The following is a 19,683-nucleotide window of genomic DNA, read 5'->3' on the forward strand; positions in this document are numbered from 1 at the left end:
AGGACGCCATGGCTCTATCCCCCGCCAACGCCGTCGCCCCTGGCGACGTGCTGCTGGAAGTCGACAACCTGCGCACGTACTTCGATACCGTTTCCGGCACGGTCCGGTCGGTGGACGGCGTGTCGTATCAAGTGCGGGCCGGTCGCACGCTGGGCGTGGTCGGCGAGTCCGGTTGCGGCAAGAGCGTGACGGCGCTGTCCATTCTGCGTCTGGTGCCGACGCCGCCCGGACGCTTTGCCGGCGGCCAGATCCGGTATCGCGGCACCGACCTGCTCAGCCTGACTGAAAAGCAGATGCGCCAGATTCGCGGCAACCGCATCTCGATGATTTTTCAGGAACCGATGACCTCGCTGAATCCGGTGCTGACCGTGGGGCGCCAGATTGCCGAGACGGTGATGGTGCACCAGAAACTGAGCCGTCGCGACGCCTACCGCCGCGCCGAGGAAATGCTGCGGCTGGTGCAGATTGCCGAGCCCGAACGCCGGGTACACGAGTATCCATACCAGTTGTCGGGCGGCATGCGGCAGCGCGTGATGATTGCGCTGGCGCTGGCCTGCAACCCCGAGGTGCTGATTGCGGATGAACCCACCACGGCGCTGGACGTCACCATCCAGGCGCAGATCGTGGACCTGCTGCGCAACCTGCAAAAGACCTTGGGCATGGGCATCGTGCTGATCACCCACGACCTGGGCGTGGTGGCCGAATGCTGCGACCGCGTGGCGGTCATGTACGCGGGCCGCAAGGTCGAGGAAGCGCCGGTGGCCGAATTGTTCGACCGCCCTTTGCATCCGTACACGCGGGCACTGATGGGCTCGATGCCGTCGATGAATGCGGCCACGCAACGCCTGGCCGAGATTCCCGGCATGGTGCCCGCGCCCAGCGAACTGGGCAAAGGCTGTAGTTTTGCGCCGCGCTGCACCTATGCCACCGAGCGTTGCCGCGTCGAGGCCCCGGAGCTGACCACGCACGGCGACGATCATGTGGTGGCTTGCCATGAGGTGGCGCGCGTGGCGGCGCAGCCAGCTCCGCAAGCCGCCTCCATTCCGGCGTCCAGCGCCGACCTGACCGGAGTTCAAGCATGAGCGCCCCTATGCAGCAGCCGGCATCGGCATCCACCGCGCCTTTGCTGGAAGTGCGCGACCTGAAGATGCACTACCCCGGCGCGGGCGGCTGGTTTCAGCCGCGCCGCAAGGTCATCCAGGCGGTGGACGGCGTGTCGTTCAATGTGGCGCGCGGAGAAACGTTGGCGCTTGTCGGCGAGTCGGGTTGCGGCAAGACGACGACGGGCAAATCCGTGCTGCGCCTGATCCAGCCGACGGCCGGATCGGTGAAGCTGGAAGGCGAAGAGATCCTGTCGTTGCGGCCGGAACAAATGCGCGACCGGCGGCGCGACATGCAGATCATCTTCCAGGACCCCTATGCGTCCTTGAATCCGCGTATGACGGCGGGCGACATCGTCGGCGAACCGCTGCGCAACTACCCGATGCCTGGCGCCCGTGCCCGGGTGGACGAACTGGCCTGGCTGTTCAGCAAGGTCGGCCTGCGCCCGGAATCCATGAAGAAGTTTCCGCACGAGTTCTCGGGCGGGCAGCGGCAGCGCATTGGTATTGCGCGGGCTTTGGCGCTGCGGCCCAAGCTGATCGTATGCGATGAGCCCGTGTCGGCGCTGGACGTGTCCGTGCAGGCGCAGGTGATCAACCTGCTGATGGATTTGCAGCAAGAGATGGGCATCGCGTACTTGTTCGTGGCGCACGACCTGGCCGTGGTGCGGCACATCAGCCATCGCGTCGCGGTGATGTACCTGGGCCGCATCGTCGAAGTGGCAGACCGCGACACCTTGTTTTCGCAACCCAGGCACCCGTACACCGAGATCCTGCTGTCGGCCGTGCCGGTGCCCAACCCGCACAAGCCGGCGCAACGCAAACTGCTGCAAGGCGATCCGCCCAGTCCCGCGAATCCGCCCAGTGGCTGTCGTTTCCATACGCGCTGTCCGCTGGCGCAACCGATCTGCCGTGAAACGCAACCGGCGCTGACCGAACGGCCCGTGGCATCGGGCGCTGGGCAGCAATGGGTGGCGTGCCACTTCCGATGAACGCGCCTGCATTGTTGGCGGGGCCCCTGTCGTCGTCGTCGACGGATATCGATCCGGTATTCGGCCAATCGATCGGGGCATTGCAGGCGGCGATGGCGGCGGGGAAACTCAGCGCCGTCGACCTGGTGCGTGCGTATCTGGCGCGCATTGCTGCCTACGACCAGCACGGTCCCGTGTTGAACGCGGTGCTGGCATTGAATCCGCGGGCCGAGGACGAGGCCCAAGTCTGCGATGCGCAGCGACGGCACGGCGCGCCGTTGGGTTTGCTGCATGGCGTTCCGATTCTTATCAAGGACAACATCGACGCTGTCGGCATGCCGGCCACGGCCGGATCGCGCGCGCTGGCGCAACGGCGGCCGGCGCAGGACGCCGACGTCGTGCGGCGCCTGCGCCAGGCGGGCGCCATCGTGTTGGGCAAGACCACGCTGCATGAACTGGCGTGCGGCATCACCAACGTGTCTTCCTTGTCCGGCCGTACCCGCAATGCCTATGACGCCGCGCGTGTGCCGGGCGGTTCCAGCGGCGGCAGCGCGGTGGCGGTGGCGGCAAGCTTCGCGGCGGCCGCGATCGGCAGCGACACCAGCGGTTCAATCCGCATTCCGGCGGCGTTCAACCAGGTGCTGGGCCTGCGCCCGACAGCCGGGCGCTGCAGCACGGCCGGTGTCGTGCCCTTGTCCCCCACGCTGGACACCGTGGGCCCGATGGCACGCTGCGCGGACGATCTGGCGCGGTTGTGGTCGGTGATGGCGGGCACGGACCGGGCAACGCCGGCCGCGCCGCGAGCGGGCACTGACTGGCGCGTCGGCACGCTGGATTCGCTCTTTGGAGACGATCCTGGCGAACGCGAAGTTTCAGCGCACGCGCGAACCGTCTTGACGCGTTGGCAGACGCAAGGGGTGCGGATTCAATCCGTGAATCTTCCCGTGGACGATGCGCGCTTGATGGTGGCCAACGTCACGGGCTACGAATTTCGCGATGCGCTCGCGGGCTGCCTGCATGACGCCGGCCTGCCTGTCCGCAGCCTGTCCGATATTCTGGACGGCGCCTACCCCCATCCGGAAGTGATGACCCTGCTGCGCGAGCGCGAGGCGCTGCGCGACCCAGACGGCAGCGTGCGCCAGGCTGTACTAGGGCGCGCGGCGGCGATCCGTGCCGAGGTGCTGGCGGCATTGGCATCCGGCTCGCTGGACCTGCTGGCCTATCCCAGCGTGCGCGGCGCGCCGGTGTTGCTGGGCGAACCGCAGCGCGGCGGCAATGGGCTGCTGGCGGCGGTGACCGGTTTGCCGGCCTTGAGCCTGCCCATCGGCTTCACGCAGAGCGGCATCCCGGTCGGGCTGGACTTGCTGGGTCCGGCGGGTAGCGAGCCGATGCTGTTGGACGCGGCCAGCGCGCTGGCGCGGTTATCTCAGCAGCCGCTCAGTCCCACTTCGCCGCCAATCCTTCGGGACTGACTTCGCGCCCATTGCGTTCCAACGCGGCAATCCGCGTCATATCCTCGTCGCTCAAGCGCAGTTGCTGGGCAAGCAAATTGCTGGCCAGGTTGTCGCGCTTTGTCGATGAAGGAATCACGGAATAGCCCAGTTGCAGCGCCCAGGCCAGCGCCACTTGCGCGGGCGTGGCGTTGTGGCGTTGGGCGATCTGCTGGATGACCGGGTCTTTCAGCACCTTGCCGTAGGCCAGCGTCATGTAAGACGTGACGTGGATGCCCTGTTCCTTCAGGAAGGCGGTCAGCGCGGTGTTTTGCAGATAGGGGCTGAGCTCGATCTGGTTGGTGGCGATGGCGTCGGCGCCCACGGCGGCGATGGCTGCACGGGTTTCGGCGATGGGGAAGTTCGAGATACCGATCTGGCGCGTCAGGCCTTGCGACTTGGCCTCGGCCAGCGCGCCCATGCATTCCGCGATCGACACGCCGTTGCCGGGTGCGGGCCAGTGGATCAGGGTCAGGTCGACGTAGTCGGTGCGCAGCTTGGCCAGGCTGTCTTTCAAGCTGGGTACAAGCTTGGCCTGCGCCATGTTGGGCACCCAGATCTTCGTGGTGATGAACAGGTCTGCGCGCGCCACGCCGGATTCGGCGATGGCCTGCCCCACGTCGGCTTCGTTTTCGTAGATCTGCGCGGTGTCGATGGCGCGGTAGCCGACGTCCAGCGCGTTGCGCACCGAATCAATGACGACCTGACCTTGCAGGCGGAAGGTGCCGACGCCAAAAGCGGGAATGCTCATGTAAAACTCCGAATGGGGGGTGAAGATCCAGGCGGCAATGGCCTGGGAATGCATGCAGTGTGCCCGCCTGATCCTTGCTGAAAAAGCCCTGTATTGGCGAAAGACTTTTGATATAACGTCAAACATGAAAACCACACTCGACGAAATGCAGGTCTTTATCGCGGTGGTGGACAGCGGGTCCATCACCGCTGCCGCCGACGTGCTGGGCCAGACCATTTCCGCCACCAGCCGCACGATGAGCCGGCTGGAAGAGAAGCTGCAAACCACGCTGATGCGGCGCACCACGCGCCGGCTGGAGCTGACCGAAGAAGGCCGCGCCTATCTGGAACAGGTGCGGCGCATCGTGGCGGCGGTCGAAGAAACCGAAGACCTGATGAATGTGCGGCGCAATCAGCCGGCCGGCCTGTTGCGCGTGGATGCCGCGTCGCCGTTCATGCTGCATGTGATTGCGCCGCTGGTGCCGGGCTACCGCAAGCGTTATCCGCAAGTGGAACTGGAGCTCAACAGCAACGAAGGCAATATCGATCTGTTGGAACGCCGCACCGACCTGGCCATCCGCATCGGGCGCCTGAAGGACTCGTCGTTGCACGCGGTGTTGCTGGGCCATAGCCGTGTGCGCGTGTTGGCCAGCCCGGCCTATCTGGCGCAACACGGAACGCCCAAGCGCGTGGCCGACTTGGCCACGCACACGCTGCTGGGCTTCAGCCAGCTGGACGCGCTGAACGAATGGCCGTTGCTGGATACCGACGGCCAAGCCTTGCACGTCAAGCCGGGCGTGCGCGCCCATAGCGGCGAGACACTGCGGCAGTTGGCGCTGAATGCCGGGGGCATCGTCTGCCTGTCCGATTTCATGACGCGAGCCGACCGTGAATCGGGCGCCTTGCAGCAAGTGCTGCCGCGCCACACGCAAGATGTCAGGCAGCCGATCAATGCGGTGTACTACCGCAACACCGCGATCTCATCACGCATCAAATCGTTCATCGACTATGTGGTTGAAATGGTGGGGCCCAATGGATTCTCGGAGCCGGCCGGACGGTGAGAGATGTGTCTAATCGAGACATGGCAGCGGGCGCGACCAGGGGCAAACGTATACTGCCCCCGTTTTAATTCTGGATAGCCCCAAAACCATGAGCATCTTCTCCCGCTTCTTTGGCCGCAAGGAAGAATCCGCCGACGCTCGCGCGCTGGCCGCCAACCCCGCCATTGAAAACCCGCTGAGCTTGCAGGTGCTGTTCGCCGCGCCACTGGCGCTGAATGAGGACACCCTCAAGGCTGCGTTGAGCGCGTATCACCCGTCAATGAGCGAGGCCCGCGTCGAAATCGCGCCCGACATGCCGGAAGTGCTGGGCCTGGCGGGCTGGGGCGAGCACGTGGTGCGGCTGGTGGGTTTTGATGCGCCGTATCCCAAGGATTCATTGGAAGCCTGCGTGGCGCCGGCCCATTACCCTGGCACGGTCAAGGACGAAGTCCGCGCGCATGCCAGCCACATCATCCTGTACTACGCAGGGTTTGAAAAAGATCCGCTGGAGCAGTACGTGGCGCTGGCCGCCGTGGCCGGTGCGCTAACGGGATTCGGCGCCGTGGCGGTGTTGAATGAACACGCGCACACCTCGCTGCCGGCCGGCGTGTTCGATGCCGAGTCGCTGGGTGAAGAAAGCCTGGATCTGTTGCGCACGCTGCCGCTCACCATGCTGTATTGCGGCTTTGTGAAATATGAAGTGGAAGGCGTGGCGGGCGTGTGGATGCGCACGTATGGCGCCGACTGCTTCGGCCTGCCCGATTTTGCGGCGCTGGCCCGTGGCCATGATGAAGGCGAGTACTACTCGAACATGTTCAACAACATCATGGGCTACATGCTGGAAAGCGGTGCGGAACTGGCCGCCGGGCACACCATGCAGATCGGCGAAAACGCCTATATGAAACTGCGTGAGCCCGCCCAGGAAGAGTATTTCCTGGACGGTCCCGCGCAGGTGTTGGTTGCCGAGATCATTACGGCGGACGAGATCAACGCACCGCAATAATCGCACCGCCGCGAGCGGCCGGCCACACGCGCAGGCCCAACGCCAGGGCTGCCGCGCCGGCTGCCACCACCGTCACGCCGGTCCAGCCCCAATGCGCCAGCGCCAGGCTGCCCAGGGCGCCGCCAGCGGCCATGCCGATGAACACACCAGTCATCAGGATGGCGTTCAGGCGGCTGCGGGCGGCCGGGTCAATGCCATAGACGATGCTTTGATGCGCGATCAGCGAGGTCTGGATGCCCAGGTCGAAGCCGATGGCGGCGCCGCCGATCAGCCACAGCGCGGCGTGCGGCGACAGGAACGGCAGGAAGATCATGGCGGCAAACGACACCATGGTCAGGCCCGCACCCAGGCTGGCCACGGCCTTCGGGCCACGGGTGTCGGCCACGCGGCCGGCCAGCGGCGCGGCCAAGGCGCCAGCGGCCCCCGCCAGGCCGAACGCACCCGCCGCACCGGCGCCCAGGTGAAACGGCGCGCCGTGCAGCATGACCGCCAGCGTCGACCAGAACGCGCTGAACCCCAGCGACAGCAAGCCCTGCGCGGTAGCCGCGCGGCGCAGACCCGGGTGTTGGCGCCACAGCGTGGCCAGCGAACCCAGCAACGCCGCGTACGACAACTGAGCCGTCGGCACGAAGCGCGGCAGGCCGCGCCACAGCGCCGCGCCCAAGGCCACGATGGCGACGGCGGCGGCCACGAACATGGCGCGCCAGCCGAATTGCTCGGCCACGAAACCGCTGACCACGCGTGACAGCAGAATGCCCAGCAGCAGGCCGGTCATGACGGTGCCGACGATCTTGCCGCGTTGCTCGGCGGGCGCCAGATGCGCGGCGGCGGGCACGATGTCTTGCGCCAAGGTGGCGGACACCCCCACCACGAAACTTGCCGCCAGCAGCACGCCGATGGATGGCGCCAGGGCGGCCGCCAGCAACGCCAGGCTGAGCACGGCGGCTTTGATCAGGATGATGCGCTTGCGGTCGTGACGGTCGCCCAGCGGCGCCAGCATCAAGATGCCGAAGGCATAGCCTAGTTGGGTCAGGGTGGGTATCCAGCCCAGTGTTTCGGCATTGGCGTGGATCTCGGCGCCCAGCACGCCCAGCATGGGTTGGCTGTAATACAGGGACGCAACCGACAGGCCGGCGCCGATCGCGAGAAGGAAGACCAGGCCACGAGACAGCGTGGCGGAGGCGGGGTGGGATGACATGATGAGGTGTCCGTAGGTTCGTGTACGAGGCAGATTCTGGGCGTCTGGACCATGTTTTGGTAGCCGGCGCGGCGGTACATCGGTTATACGGTTGGCGTATGAGCACCTCTGCCAAGACTGTCACATCCGCCGCCAATACCACGGCCGCCACCGCCGGCACCGACCGCCTGCTGCTGATTGAAACGTTCGTGCGTATCGTCGAAGCCGGCAGTTTGTCGGCCGCCGCCGCGCAATTGGGTGGTACGCAGCCCACCGTCAGCCGCCGCCTGCAATTGCTGGAACGATCAATGGGCGTGCGACTGTTGCAGCGGTCCACCCACGCCATCCGGCTGACCGAGGATGGGCAACGCTGTTATGAACGCGCCAAGGAACTGCTGGCTACCTGGCAGTCGTTTGAAAGCGATGTGCGCGGCGCGGGCGATGAACCCATCGGCACCTTGCGCGTGGTGGCCCCGCATGCCTTCGGCCAGGACCAGTTCGTGGAGCCGCTGGCGCGCTACTTGCAGCAGTACCCGGCGATGCGCGTGGAATGGCTGCTGCATGACCGCATGCCTGACCTGATCGCCGAGAACGTGGATTGCGCCATTCGCGTGGGCGCCGTGACGGACCCGTCGGTGATCGCCGTGAAGCTGGGTGAAGTGCCGCGCATCGTTGTCGCATCGCCCGAACTGTTGCGCGGGGCGCCCGTGCCGCAACATCCGGACGCGCTGGCCTGCCTGCCCTGGCTGGCGCTGCGCACGTTCTATCGCACCGAGGTCAGCCTGACGCATTGCGAAACGGGCGCCACAGAACGCTTCGGCATTCATGCCCGCCTGTCCACCGACGGGCTGTACGCGTTGCGCAAGGCCGCCGTGCTGGGACTGGGCGTGGCGCTGGGGTCGGCATGGGTCATGCAGGACGATCTGGCCGCCGGCCGCTTGGTGCATGTGGCGCCGCAGTGGCGCGCTGACCCGCTGCCGGTGTCCCTGGTGTATGCGCCGTCGCGGTTTCAGCCGGCGCGGCTGCGCCGCTTTGTCGAGATCATGCGCGAGCACCTGCCGCTGGGGCTGGCGGGCGGCTGATGTGTCGCTGATGCGTCGCGGGCGGTGTTCTCATCCGGCGGCCTGGCGGGTGGGTCGCCGATACGCCGCCGCGGCCCGCGCGGCCGGACAGAAGGCGGCGCTTGTTTGCGCGGCGGCTGCCGCGTCAACGGCAAGGGGCGCATTGGCGCGCAGCAGTTCGGCCCGGCAGGGGCGGCCGTACAGCCAGCCTTGGCCGGTGGCTTCAGGCGCGCGTTCCAACACGTAGCGCGCCTGCTCTTCGGTTTCGATACCTTCGACAAGCACATAGATATTCAAACGGCGTGTCATCTCGAACACCGTGTCCAACACCGTGGCCGCCCAATCATTCGCGCTGACCCAGCGGATCAGCGTGCGGTCCAGCTTCAGGCCGTTGACGCGCCACGTGAGCAGATTGTTCAGGTTGGCATAGCCCGCGCCGAAGTCGTCGATGACCACGCGGAATCCCGCTTGCAGATACTGGGCGATCAGCGTGCGCGGGTCCTCCACCACGAAGGCCAGCGACTCGGTGATCTCAAGCACGATCCTGTCGACCGGAATGTCGAACTCGCGCGCGGTATTCACCATGAACGTCACAAAGGAAGCGTCTTCGATATCGCGGGGCGTGACGTTGATGCTGCCATAGATACCGTCGGCTTCGCGCAGCCTGCCGCGCAGCTCGCTCAAGGCGGTGCGCACGACATGCCGCGTCAACTCGCGCCCCAGGCCGCTTGATTCCGCCCAGGCGAAAAACGTTTCGGGAGGGATGGGCCCCAGGGTTTCGTGCGTCCAGCGCGCCAAGGCCTCGACGCCGACCATGCGGCCCGAGGACATCTGCACCAGCGGCTGATACACCACATGAATATGGCCGCGCCGCATTGCACGCTTCAATCGACGGCGTACCCCGGGCGGCCCGATCGACCAGCGGTAGATCAGCAGACAGAGCAGCACCCCGCTGAAGACGCCACCCAGCGCGGGCAGCCACAGGTCCCACACCTGCCGCGCCGCGGCGTTGTCGCTGTCCGTGTCGGACGCGGGCGTGACCGCGCCCGCCGCCACGCCCAAAACGGCGCAGGTCAGGATAAGCAAGGAAAAGTACGGCAGGAAGGGCCGCAGGAACTGCTGAGAGATTGTCGTCATGGATGCGAACCAGGCGAAAAGATGTCCGGGATTTCGCGGCAAAAAAAACGGATGCCGCGCTTGAATGAAAGCTCGCATCGTGACCATCCGGACACCGTTGCAAGGCCGTGCCGACATGCGCCGACACGCCTTAACTAATTCGCGCTGAAGCGTTGGCTTGTTGCATCGTTAACGTTAATTTGCATTTGAATTAAGGCGAATTCTGCGAACATCGCATCGCAAGCAATGATCGGTAATAGGCCGCCGAATCATTTGTGTATCCATCTGTTTGCCGCGCGTATACTCCGCAGCATGGCTCAGACTAGCCGCACGCTCGTGCGACTGGCCCGTTGACCAAAATGGCGAACGACATGCCAAGAGAATTCTCCGCCCGCTTAGGGACTGTGGAATCCGAACTTAGAGCGCTTTGGCTACAAGCTCAGGCCGGAGACGAAGCAGCGTATCGCGATGTGCTGGGCCGCATCGCACGTTTATTGCGAGCCTATTTGCGCAGACGCATGGCGGGCTGGCAGGATGATGTGGAAGACTTGGTGCAGGAATGCTTGTTGGCGCTGCATTTGCAGCGCGCCAGCTACGACCCGGCACAGCCGTTGTCGGCATGGGTATATGCAATCTCTCGTCACAAGCTGATTGACTTCTGGCGCCGCAATAGACGCTATGGTGCCCTTAACGATTCTATTGATGACGTAGATGAATTGCTGCTGGCTGGCGAGGCAATAGAACCGATGTCTCACGTGGATCTTGCCCGCTTGCTGAGCTTGTTGCCCGAGGCGCAGCGACGCGCCATCGAGCTGACGAAACTGGAAGGATTGAGCGTGGCGGAAGCGGCGGCACGAATCGGAATGACAGAGGGCGCCATTCGGGTTCAGGTGCACCGCGGGCTAAAGCGATTGAGCTTACTCGTCAAGGTGGTCATATAGTGAAAACCAAGGACTTCATCGATTTTCTGGCCACCGACGCCGGGCCCGCGCCAGCGTTCAATGTGTCTTTGAAGTTTCGTACCGCCTTGCTTGCCGGGCTGGCCGCCAGCCTGGGTATAGGAATGATGGCGAACGGCAACGCATCCCCCGCTATTTTGTGGGTGGTCCGTTGGTACAAGGTGGCGTACGCCTTGTCGATTCTTGCCTGCGGCTGGTTCATGGTCACGCAATTGGCCCGGCCGATATCGCGCATTGCCAAGCCGCTGTGGGCCTTGGCGCTGGTGGTGCTGGTGATGGCCGGCTTCGGTGTGTCGACCTGGGTGGCTGCGCCCTCTGATCAGGTTTCCCCGTTGTTCCTGGGGCAGACGTGGCAAGTCTGCTCATTGTTGATCCTGGCGTTTTCCTTGCCCGCATTGGCGGCGGCGCTATGGGCCTTGCGCACCTTGGCGCCCACGCGCTTGCGCCTGGCCGGCTTTGCCGCCGGCATCTTCGCGGGGGCGCAGGGAGCCTTGGGCTACGCGGTCATATGCCCCGAGGAATCATTCTTGTTCGTGGCGGTCTGGTATACGCTGGGCATCGCCTTGAGCGCTTTGCTTGGCATGCTGCTTGGACCGAAAGTGCTGCGCTGGTAGACACGTGTGGTGCGCGCAGCCTGGCGCACGCGCTCAAGGATGAATGCACGCATATCTTCACGGACCCTGTCGGGTCCGTTTTGTTTTCAGCGGGCTCGGTAACGAAACGGCGTGCCGCGTCGAATAAGAAGACATGCCGACGCACACGGGCCAGCCATGAATACCCAAGAATTCTTCAATGTGTTGACTCAGCATGCGGCAAGCACGTATCGGCCCGCATCGATCGGGGCGCGCGCATCGCTGACCTACAGCGCGTTCTGCGCCGCAGTGAAAGAACGCGCGGCCTGGTACGAAAAATTGTCGGTTCGGGTGTTGTTGACCCTGCAAGACAATGCGCCATGGGCCATCGTCGATGACGTGGCGGCCTTGATGGCGAACGTGGCGCATGTTCCGCTGCCACCGCTTGCCACGGACAGTTTGTTGATACGCGCCCTGGAACGCTGCGGCGTGGACACGGTGATTGCGCCGGCCGCCATGACCGCAAGGCTAGTCCGCTTGGGGCTGCGGCAGTCGGTCACGCTGTCCGGCGGCGATGGCCTGTTTGTGCGGCACGCCCCGGTGCCGCCACGCGAACTGCCGCCAGGCACCGCGAAGATCGTGTTCAACACCGACACCGACGACATGGGCAAGGGCATCTGCCTGGGCGCGACCGCGCTGCTGTCAACGGCGGCTGCGGTAGCGGCTGCCTTGACTGATCGAGGAATCAAACGGCATTTGATGACCCGCCCCTTGGCAACGCTGCAAGAGTGTGTGATTGGGGTCTATGCAAGCTTGATCTCGGGCGCAACCTGCGTGGCCCTGCCGGGCAGCCATCTTGGGCTGGACGCGATGGGCGTGGACCCCTTGGCCTTGCATGAAGAACTTGAACACCATGGCGCGCAGAGCTTTCTGGCCACGCCACAGGCCCTGGTCGATTACGCGCTCTTTCTACAGGACCGGCGCGCGCGTGCGCCAGTGACGCTGCGCTGTGCGTTGATCGATGGCGCGGCGAACGAACTCGGCATGCGCCGGCTGTTCGAGGCGGCCGGCCTGCCTGTCGTGCCGACCTTCGCGGTGGCGCAAGCGGCGTCGGTGGTGACGATGCACATCGACGGCATGCGCCACGCGGGCTCGGCGGGCAAAGCCCTGCCGCACTTGCAGGTGCGCGCGTCCGAAAGTGGCGAACTTGAAGTCAAGGGTTCGGGGTTCCTGGGCTATGTCGACGAACCGCCCTTTGTTGGTGAATGGCTGGCCACCGACAAGCACGGAGAGATTGACGACGACGGCCACGTGTACCTGCTGGATCGCGCGGGCCCCGCCATCGTCGCCACGTCGCGCATCGGTCCCGCGCAGGCTAATGCCGAACGCGCCTTGATGGATACCGCGCTGTTCATGCAGGCCGCCGTGTTCGTCAAGCCACGCGTCGGATGCTGCGCGGTGCTGTGGCCCATCGGGCCAACCCTGTCCGACGACGAAATACAGGCCGCCGTCGATCGCTGCAATGCGCGATTGGATGCGCGTTCGCATGTGGTGCGCTGGACCCGCGCGAAGGCGCCGTTCTCATTCGTGTCAGGCTTGGCGACCTCGCGTGGTCGGCCTCGCCGCACGATGATCCTGCGTCTGCATGATCATGAGTTCAACGAGGCCATCGCCGAAGACGCCCGTCACGAAGTAGCGCGAGCCGGCATGTGACGGCATCGCCGGTCGCGCGCGTGCCACCACGCGCGTTGCCATTTCCCCTTGATGCAATTGCCCGACCCTTCGCAAGACTGTTGCGCAGGCGTGGCGCGGCTGGCGTTCGCACGCGCGATTTCAAACAGCGTCCAATCGCGAACTCGCGAACACTTGTGTCGATATCCCTAAACTCATTTCCTTAATTTACCGTTCTTAACTATTGACGCCGTAACTGGATGATCCGCGCGGTCGTACTTACAGCTATGGGCCATTTGAACGAGTCTTTCGAGCTGACTCCATACGAATGACCTTCAGGGTTTGGGTAGTTCAACCAGGCGATTGGGTGCGGCGGCCACGTCGTGGCGGCGCAGGCGGATTCAGTCAGGGACGCACGCGAGCGTGCGCGACAAGGGTAAAGAACATGAGCACCATCGTAAGCCTCTGCATCGGCGGCACGCGCCGGCCCAAGATAGAAAAGAAGGCCAGCTTGCACGCCCTGGCCGCTTCCATGGCGGCGGTATTGCTGGCCGGCTGCTCGGTGCAGCCCAAGCAATTCGAAGCCGCCGAAAACCGCGATCGCGCCATCGATCTGATCGCGCGTTCCACCGCCAACCAAGAACCCATCCTGGGCGCGGTGGACCTGTATGAAGCGATGGCGCGCGCCATCAAATACAACCTGGACGTGCGCGTCGAGATGATGGGCGTGGCCCTGGCGCAGCGTGAGCTGGACCTGAAGCACTACGACATGCTGCCGAAGTTTGTCGCGTCGCTTGACTACTCCGGGCGCGACAATTATTCGGGCGGCGCGAGCCAGTCCTTGCTGACCGGGCGGACCTCGCTTGAACCGTCCACCTCGTCTGAAAAGAACGTGCTGCAAAGCAATCTGCAACTGAGCTGGGACGTGCTGGACTTCGGCCTGTCGTATGTGCGCGCCAAACAAGCGGCCGATCGGGTCAACATGGCCGAAGAGCGCAAGCGCAAGGTCATGAACCGCTTGATTGAAGACGTGCGCACCGCCTACTGGCGCGCCGTCAGCGCGGAACGTCTGCTGGGCAAGATCCGCGAATTGGAAACGGCCACGCAGACCGCGCTGGACCTGGCCGCCGAGCAAGACCGGCTGGGCCTGACCGCGCCGCTGGCTCCCTTGAGCTACCAGCGCGAAATGCTGGGTATTCGGCGCGACGTGCAGGCGCTGGGCAGGGAACTCGGCGTGGCCAAGCAGCAACTGGCCGCCTTGATGAATCTGCCGCCCAATACGCAATACACCATTGCGATGCCGCCACCCATGGAAAGCAAGCGGTCGCTGGTGTTGCCCGGCATCGCCGATGACTCGGCCGCCTGGCTGCAAGTGGCGATCGAGAACCGGCCCGAGCTGCGTGAAGTGGCGTATCAATTGCGCGTCAACGATCAGGAAGACACCGCCGCCTTGCTGCGTTCGCTGCCCAGCCTGAAGCTCTTTGGCGGCGTGAACGCCAGCACCAACGACCTGCTCTACAACAGCAACTGGATCGGCTGGGGCGCGGTGGCCAGTTGGAATCTGCTGAACATCTTCCGCCTGCCCGCCGAGAAAGCGCAGATCAAGGCGGAAGGAGATCTGCTGGACCAGCGGCAACTGGCGCTGACCACCGCGGTGGCGACGCAGGTGGAAGTGAGCCGCGCGCGTTACGCACTGCGCCAGGACGAGCTGGACACGGCGCGACGCTTCTACGACGTGCAGGCGCGCATCGAAGGCCAGATCGATTCGGGCTTCAAGGCGGAAAAACTCAGCCGGCAATCCTTGATCCGCGAGCAGATGAATACCTTGGTCGCGCGGGTGCGTTATGACCTGGCGCTGGCGGATCTTCAAAACGCCTACGCCAACGTGTTCGCCTCGCTCGGTATCGACCCTGTTGACACAAACATGAGCACGTCTGACGCGGTGCCCACGCTGGCGGGCAAGCTGCGCGACATGTGGACAGCGCGCGACAACTTCGCCATCAACGAGCAGGAAGCCCGCGTGGCGGTCGTTGCACCGACACGCTAACCCCTTTAGGCGGGATCCATCATGAATAAGCAAAGAAGTCTTGCGCCCTTGGCGGGCAGGGCCCGCCGTGTCTGGTTGACGCCCTTGTTGCTGGCTTGCGCCACGGCCTGGGCCGCCGAGCCCGACGTTGGCAGCGGTTCGGCGCGCGGAGTGCTGCGCGCCAGCGCCGAGGCCTCGCTGTCGTCATCGATCTCTGAAAAGATCCTCAGCATGCCGCTGCGCGAAGGCGAACGGTTCAAGCAGGGCGACGTGCTGGTCAGTTTCGATTGCCGTCGCCTGGAGGCCGAGTTGCGCGCCGCGCGCGCGGGCGCGGCGGTGGAAGCGCGCAACGCGAAAGTGCAATCCGAATTGCTGCGCATGGCGGCCACCGGCCGCGCCGACGCCGACATCGCGCGCTTCAAGCACCAGGAGCGCCAGGCGCAGGCCGATGTCATTCAGCAGCGCATGGTCGACTGCAAGGTCGTGGCGCCGTATGCGGGCAGCGTGGTGGAAACGCTGGCGCGGCTGGATGAAACGCCGCCGGCCAATGAAAAGCTGATCTCCATCGTGAGCGATGGCCCGATGGAACTGCATATGGTCGTGCCGTCCAAATGGCTGGTGTGGCTGAAGGAAGGTTCGGACCTGGACTTCATTGTTGATGAGACCGGCGACGTGTTGCCGGCAAAGGTGACGCGCGTGTCGGCGGCGGTGGACGCCGTCAGCCAGACCATCAAGGTGGTGGCGCGCGTGGAGGGGGCGCCCGCGAGCGTGCTGCCCGGCATGAGCGGACGCGCCACCTTGGAAGGCGCCACGGCCGCGCCGGGCACCCCGATGGCGTCGACACCCGGGCCTGGACATGGAGTTGGACCGGGACCTGCAGCGGGCGCGGGTGCTCGCCCCGGGCCGGGCTCCGCCAGCAAGCTGCCCGTGCAGGCCGTCTACCACGTGCCGCCGGGCAGTGAAGGCCTGCCGCTTGCGATCACGCCCATCCCCGCGGCGACAAGCCAGGCCGTGCCCGGCGGATCGGTGCGCGTCGGCGCGCCGCCTTCCCGCAACGGCAGTGCCCGCTAAGGAGAGGCTTCCATGGCCCTTCATGTGGCGAGTTCCCGTAGTGGGCCGGCTGCCCCCGTGGCGTCAGGCGAGCCCGCGCGGCCCCGGCCCGCCGCGAATGCGCCGTCGGTGTCGCAGGCCGACCCGCAGAACAGCACGGGCGCGCAGCTGATCCGCCTGGAAGGCGAGTTGCGCCGCTGCGCCACGCGCGAGGCCTTGTGGCAGCACCTGGCCAATGAACCCATCGCGCTGCTGCCCTTTGGCCAGGCGCTGGTGTTTGACGGCACGCCCGGCGGCCGCTGGCGCGTGGCGGCCATTTCGGGCCTGGCAAGCGTGAACCGCGATGCGCCGCTGGTGCGCTGGTACGAGAACATGGTGACGGCCCTGTGCCGGCCTGGCGCGGATGCGCCCGATCCGCGCGCGCTGCGCACCTTCGATGCGCACGCCTATGCGGATCCCACGGATCCTTGCTCGGCGGACGCCGTGCTGACCTCGTTGCTGTGGGTGCCTTTGGCCGATGTGGGGCAGGCGCCTCGCGCCGGCTGGTTGCTGGCGCGCGACCAACCCTGGGAAGAAGCGCATCTGCGCCTGGCGGGCCGCTTGGGCGGCGCCTATGCCCACGGCCTGTCCGCCATCGCGGGCCGTGCGCGCCCCGTGGCCGGCTTACGTCGCCATCGTCCCAAGCTGGTTGGGGGGCTGGCGGTATTGGCGGCGGCGCTCGCCTTCGTCCATGTGCCGCTCACGACCTTGGCGCCGGTAGAGGTCACGCCGCAGGATCCCTTTGTGGTGACGGCGGCGCTGCCCGCCGTCGTGGAACGCATTCTGGTGCCGCCGGGTGCGCAGGTTGCGGCGGGCACGCCGCTGGTGCAGTTGGTGGATACGCAATTGCGTAGCGACTACGAGGTCGCCATCCAACGGGGTGAAGTGGCCCGCGCCAAGGTGTTCCGGCTGCAACAGGCCGCCGTGTCCGACCCCACCGCCAAGCGTGAGCTGGCCGTGGCGCAAAGCGAGGAATCGGTGGCGACGGCGGAACGCGACTATGCGCGCGCCATGTTGGCCAAGGCGGTGCTGCGCGCGCCGCAGGATGGCGTGGCGCTGTATGGCGACCCGCGCGACTGGCTGGGCCGACCGGTGGCCGTGGGTGAAGCCATCATGCGCGTGGCCGACCCCGGTCGGGTGCAATATCAACTGAAGGTGCCGGTGGCCGACTCGGTCAACTTGCAGGAGGGCGCGTCGGTGCGCGTGTTCCTGGATGCGGCTCCACTGGACCCGCTGGACGCGAAGATCGTGCGCGTGGCGTACCGCGCCGAAGCCGATGCGGCCGGCGTGTCCAGCTACACCGTGCTGGCGCGCGTCAACGACCCCACGGCCCCACCCGAACGCCTGGGCCTGCGCGGCACGGCACGGGTCTATGGCGAGCCGGTGTCCTTGTTCTATTACCTGTTGCGGCGGCCGATAACGGCGTTGCGTCAATGGACGGGAGTCTGACGCCATGGACGCCACCGCCCTGCTTGGCGACGACCCCGATGCCAGTGATGTCAGCCTGGACGCGCGCATCCTGCCGCCCCTGCGTCAGGACCTGCGCCTGATCCCGGATCAAGGCGGCGCGCGCGCGGGCGAATGGAGCGGCAACTGGCGTATTCATGACCCGGCCGCGCACCGCTTCTTCGCCATCGACCAGGATACGGTCGGCATGCTGGCCCAATGGCACCAGGGCACGGTGGGCGCGCTGCGGTTGGCGGTGGCGCGAAGCAGCGGCCGCACGCCCGACGAGCAGAAGATCCTGGGCCTGATCGAATTCCTGCAACGCCATGACCTGCTGGCGCCCGCCCCGGGCGAAACCTATGCGCGCCTGCGCCAGCAACGGGCGGCGCAAAAGCGATCGTTGGCGACACGCCTGCTGCACGGCTATCTGTTCTTCAAGGTGCCGCTGGCGCGCCCTGATGTCTTTCTGCGGCGCACCTTGCCGTGGGTGACACCGTTCTTCTCGCGCCTCTTTCTGGATCCTGGCTGGGTTGCTGGGCGTGTTGAGCCTGTACCTGGTGTCGCGCCAATGGGACACGTTCCTGAGCACCTTCCCCGACATGATCTCGGCCACGGGCCTGATCGCCTTCGGCCTCAGCCTGGTCCTGGTGAAGACCTTGCACGAACTGGGCCACGGCTATACCGCCGTGCGGCTGGGATCGCGCGTTACCACCATGGGCGTGGCGTTCGTGGTGATGACGCCCATCCTCTACACCGACACGACCGACGCCTGGCGCTTGCCCCGGCGCCAGCGCGTCCTGATCGACAGCGCCGGCATGGCGGTGGAACTGCTGGTGGCGGTGCTGGCGACGCTGGCCTGGGTGTTCCTGCCCGACGGCGCCTGGCGCAACGTGGCCTTCGCGCTGGCCACCACCAGCTGGGTGCTTAGCCTGGCGGTCAACCTCAACCCGCTGATGCGCTTTGACGGCTACTACCTCTTCAGCGACCTGATCGGCATACCCAGCCTGCAAGACCGATCATTTGCGATGGCGCGCTGGTGGATGCGCGAGCGGCTCTTCGGCTACGGCGACGAGCAGCCCGAGCCCACCTACGGCTCGACGCGCACCTTGTTCATCGTCTTTGCCTACGCCACCTGGATCTATCGCTTCTTCCTGTTCCTGGCCATCGCCCTGCTGATCTATCACTACTTCTTCAAGATCCTGGGCATCTTCCTGTTCGTGGTCGAGATCGGCTGGTTCATCGCGCTGCCGATCTGGCGCGAAATGAAAGTGTGGGTACGCCGCCGCCACGAAGTGGGGCGGCAGGCGTTCGTGACGATGATGGTCGTGGCGATACTCGCGGCCGTGTTGCTGGTGCCCTTGCCCTACACCGTGCGCATCCCCGCCGTGCTGACCGCAACGGAGCAGGCGCCGGCGTTTGCGCCGCGCCCCGCGCGCCTGGAAGCCGTGCGCGTGCGCCAGGGCGAGACCGTGCGTGCCGGACAGATCCTGATGGCGCTGAGCGCGTCAGAGATCGAACAACAGTTGGACGCCGCGCGCGAGCGTGAACGGCTGCTGAACGAACGGCTGGACCGTCGCAGCGCCGACCGCAAGGATCTGTCCGAATCGCTGACGCTGACGCGCGAAGTCCAGTTGGAGCGCGACCGCATTGCGGGGTTGGAACGCGAGCGTGCCCGCCTGGCGGTGCGCGCGCCCATCGACGGCGTGGTGGTCGAGCTGGCGCTGGAACTGTCGCCCGGACGCTGGGTGGACGAGAAGACGCGCCTGGCCCTGATTGCCGCGCCCGACAGCCTGGAGGCGCGCGGCTACATCGATGCGGACGACTTGCACCGCATCCGTGAAGGCGACGCGGGCGAGTTCGTGGACGAGCAGCGCCTGATGCCCGCGCGCGCCATCCAGGTCTCGCGCGTGGGCGCGGCAGCCAACGACACATTGGACAACTGGGTGCTGACGTCCGCGCATGGCGGCGACGTGCCGGCGCGCCAGTTCGAAGGCCGGCTGCGCGCCGAACAGGCCGTGTTCGAAGTGGCCGGCGACGTAACCGACTTGTCCCGCCACACCCTGCCCTTGACCGAACTGCGCGGCGAAATGCAGATACGTGGTGAACCGATCAGCTTGGCCAGCCGCCTGGTGCGGCGCGTTGCAAGCGTGCTGTTGCGCGAGGCCGGCGCATGAGCACGAAGAAACATGAACGACGCGCCGTAAGCGTGTTGCATGAGTATTGGGGCGTTGCC

General features: G+C 65.7%; 16 protein-coding genes. 13 read left to right on the forward strand and 3 right to left on the reverse strand.

What is annotated here, in order from left to right; all coding sequences use genetic code 11:
* Positions 1-8 precede the first annotated feature (8 nt).
* From WBR68_RS16345 to WBR68_RS16355, 3 genes are read left to right on the forward strand one after another with little or no spacing between them, the layout of a single operon-like run.
* Positions 9-1,082, forward strand: coding sequence for an ABC transporter ATP-binding protein (locus tag WBR68_RS16345; protein WP_050449933.1), 1,074 nt, complete (start codon positions 9-11; stop codon positions 1,080-1,082).
* On the forward strand, positions 1,079-2,092 hold the full coding sequence (locus tag WBR68_RS16350) for an ABC transporter ATP-binding protein (RefSeq protein WP_050449932.1): 1,014 nt from the start codon (positions 1,079-1,081) through the stop codon (positions 2,090-2,092). The genes WBR68_RS16345 and WBR68_RS16350 overlap by 4 nt, the downstream gene beginning before the upstream one ends.
* Positions 2,089-3,543, forward strand: a complete 1,455-nt coding sequence (locus WBR68_RS16355; protein ID WP_230694745.1) for an amidase — start codon at positions 2,089-2,091, stop codon at positions 3,541-3,543. The genes WBR68_RS16350 and WBR68_RS16355 overlap by 4 nt, the downstream gene beginning before the upstream one ends.
* Here WBR68_RS16355 and dkgB read toward each other — a convergent pair.
* Positions 3,509-4,312: a 2,5-didehydrogluconate reductase DkgB gene (gene dkgB / locus WBR68_RS16360; protein ID WP_230694746.1), complete on the reverse strand. Its 804-nt coding sequence runs from the start codon at positions 4,310-4,312 to the stop codon at positions 3,509-3,511. The two genes, WBR68_RS16355 and dkgB, sit on opposite strands and share 35 nt — an antisense overlap.
* Positions 4,313-4,436: 124 nt before the next feature.
* Between dkgB and WBR68_RS16365 the strand changes: the two genes are divergently transcribed.
* Complete coding sequence (locus WBR68_RS16365; protein WP_050449928.1) at positions 4,437-5,351, forward strand: LysR substrate-binding domain-containing protein; 915 nt, start codon at positions 4,437-4,439, stop codon at positions 5,349-5,351.
* Between the two features lie 88 nt (positions 5,352-5,439).
* Positions 5,440-6,333 carry a DUF4261 domain-containing protein gene (locus WBR68_RS16370; RefSeq protein ID WP_050449927.1) on the forward strand — a complete coding sequence of 298 codons (894 nt, stop codon included), beginning with the start codon at positions 5,440-5,442 and terminating at the stop codon, positions 6,331-6,333.
* On the opposite strand, the gene WBR68_RS16375 is transcribed toward WBR68_RS16370, so the two are convergent.
* Complete coding sequence (locus tag WBR68_RS16375) at positions 6,317-7,531, reverse strand: MFS transporter (protein ID WP_230694747.1); 1,215 nt, start codon at positions 7,529-7,531, stop codon at positions 6,317-6,319. The genes WBR68_RS16370 and WBR68_RS16375 overlap by 17 nt on opposite strands.
* 98 nt (positions 7,532-7,629) lie before the next feature.
* On the opposite strand from WBR68_RS16375, the gene WBR68_RS16380 reads away from it, so the two are divergent.
* A complete protein-coding gene (locus tag WBR68_RS16380; protein WP_050446854.1) occupies positions 7,630-8,592 on the forward strand; it encodes a LysR family transcriptional regulator in 963 nt (320 codons plus the stop codon).
* Between the two features lie 30 nt (positions 8,593-8,622).
* Here the strand turns inward: WBR68_RS16380 and WBR68_RS16385 are convergent, their stop codons facing one another.
* Positions 8,623-9,708 (reverse strand): EAL domain-containing protein, encoded by a 1,086-nt coding sequence (locus tag WBR68_RS16385; protein ID WP_198158166.1) that lies wholly within the window; start codon positions 9,706-9,708, stop codon positions 8,623-8,625.
* Positions 9,709-10,058: 350 nt separating this feature from the next.
* Between WBR68_RS16385 and WBR68_RS16390 the strand changes: the two genes are divergently transcribed.
* From WBR68_RS16390 to WBR68_RS16420, 7 genes are all read left to right on the forward strand, one after another.
* On the forward strand, positions 10,059-10,628 hold the full coding sequence (locus WBR68_RS16390; protein WP_230694748.1) for a sigma-70 family RNA polymerase sigma factor: 570 nt from the start codon (positions 10,059-10,061) through the stop codon (positions 10,626-10,628).
* A complete protein-coding gene (locus WBR68_RS16395; protein ID WP_230694749.1) occupies positions 10,628-11,260 on the forward strand; it encodes a DUF1109 domain-containing protein in 633 nt (210 codons plus the stop codon). The genes WBR68_RS16390 and WBR68_RS16395 overlap by 1 nt, the downstream gene beginning before the upstream one ends.
* 156 nt (positions 11,261-11,416) lie before the next feature.
* Complete coding sequence (locus WBR68_RS16400) at positions 11,417-12,931, forward strand: AMP-binding protein (protein WP_230694750.1); 1,515 nt, start codon at positions 11,417-11,419, stop codon at positions 12,929-12,931.
* Positions 12,932-13,334: 403 nt separating this feature from the next.
* The gene (locus WBR68_RS16405) at positions 13,335-14,936 is read left to right on the forward strand and encodes a TolC family protein (protein WP_230694751.1); all 1,602 of its coding nucleotides are present in this window, start codon (positions 13,335-13,337) and stop codon (positions 14,934-14,936) included.
* Positions 14,937-14,957: 21 nt separating this feature from the next.
* Positions 14,958-15,986, forward strand: a complete 1,029-nt coding sequence (locus tag WBR68_RS16410) for an efflux RND transporter periplasmic adaptor subunit (RefSeq protein WP_230694752.1) — start codon at positions 14,958-14,960, stop codon at positions 15,984-15,986.
* Between the two features lie 12 nt (positions 15,987-15,998).
* A complete protein-coding gene (locus WBR68_RS16415; protein ID WP_083447364.1) occupies positions 15,999-17,453 on the forward strand; it encodes an efflux RND transporter periplasmic adaptor subunit in 1,455 nt (484 codons plus the stop codon).
* Positions 17,454-17,989: 536 nt separating this feature from the next.
* Positions 17,990-19,624: an HlyD family efflux transporter periplasmic adaptor subunit gene (locus tag WBR68_RS16420; protein WP_230694753.1), complete on the forward strand. Its 1,635-nt coding sequence runs from the start codon at positions 17,990-17,992 to the stop codon at positions 19,622-19,624.
* The last annotated feature ends 59 nt before the right edge of the window (positions 19,625-19,683 follow it).

This window comes from Achromobacter sp. JD-1 (genome assembly GCF_038594925.1).
GTDB classification, from domain to species: Bacteria; Pseudomonadota; Gammaproteobacteria; order Burkholderiales; family Burkholderiaceae_B; genus Achromobacter; species Achromobacter spanius_C.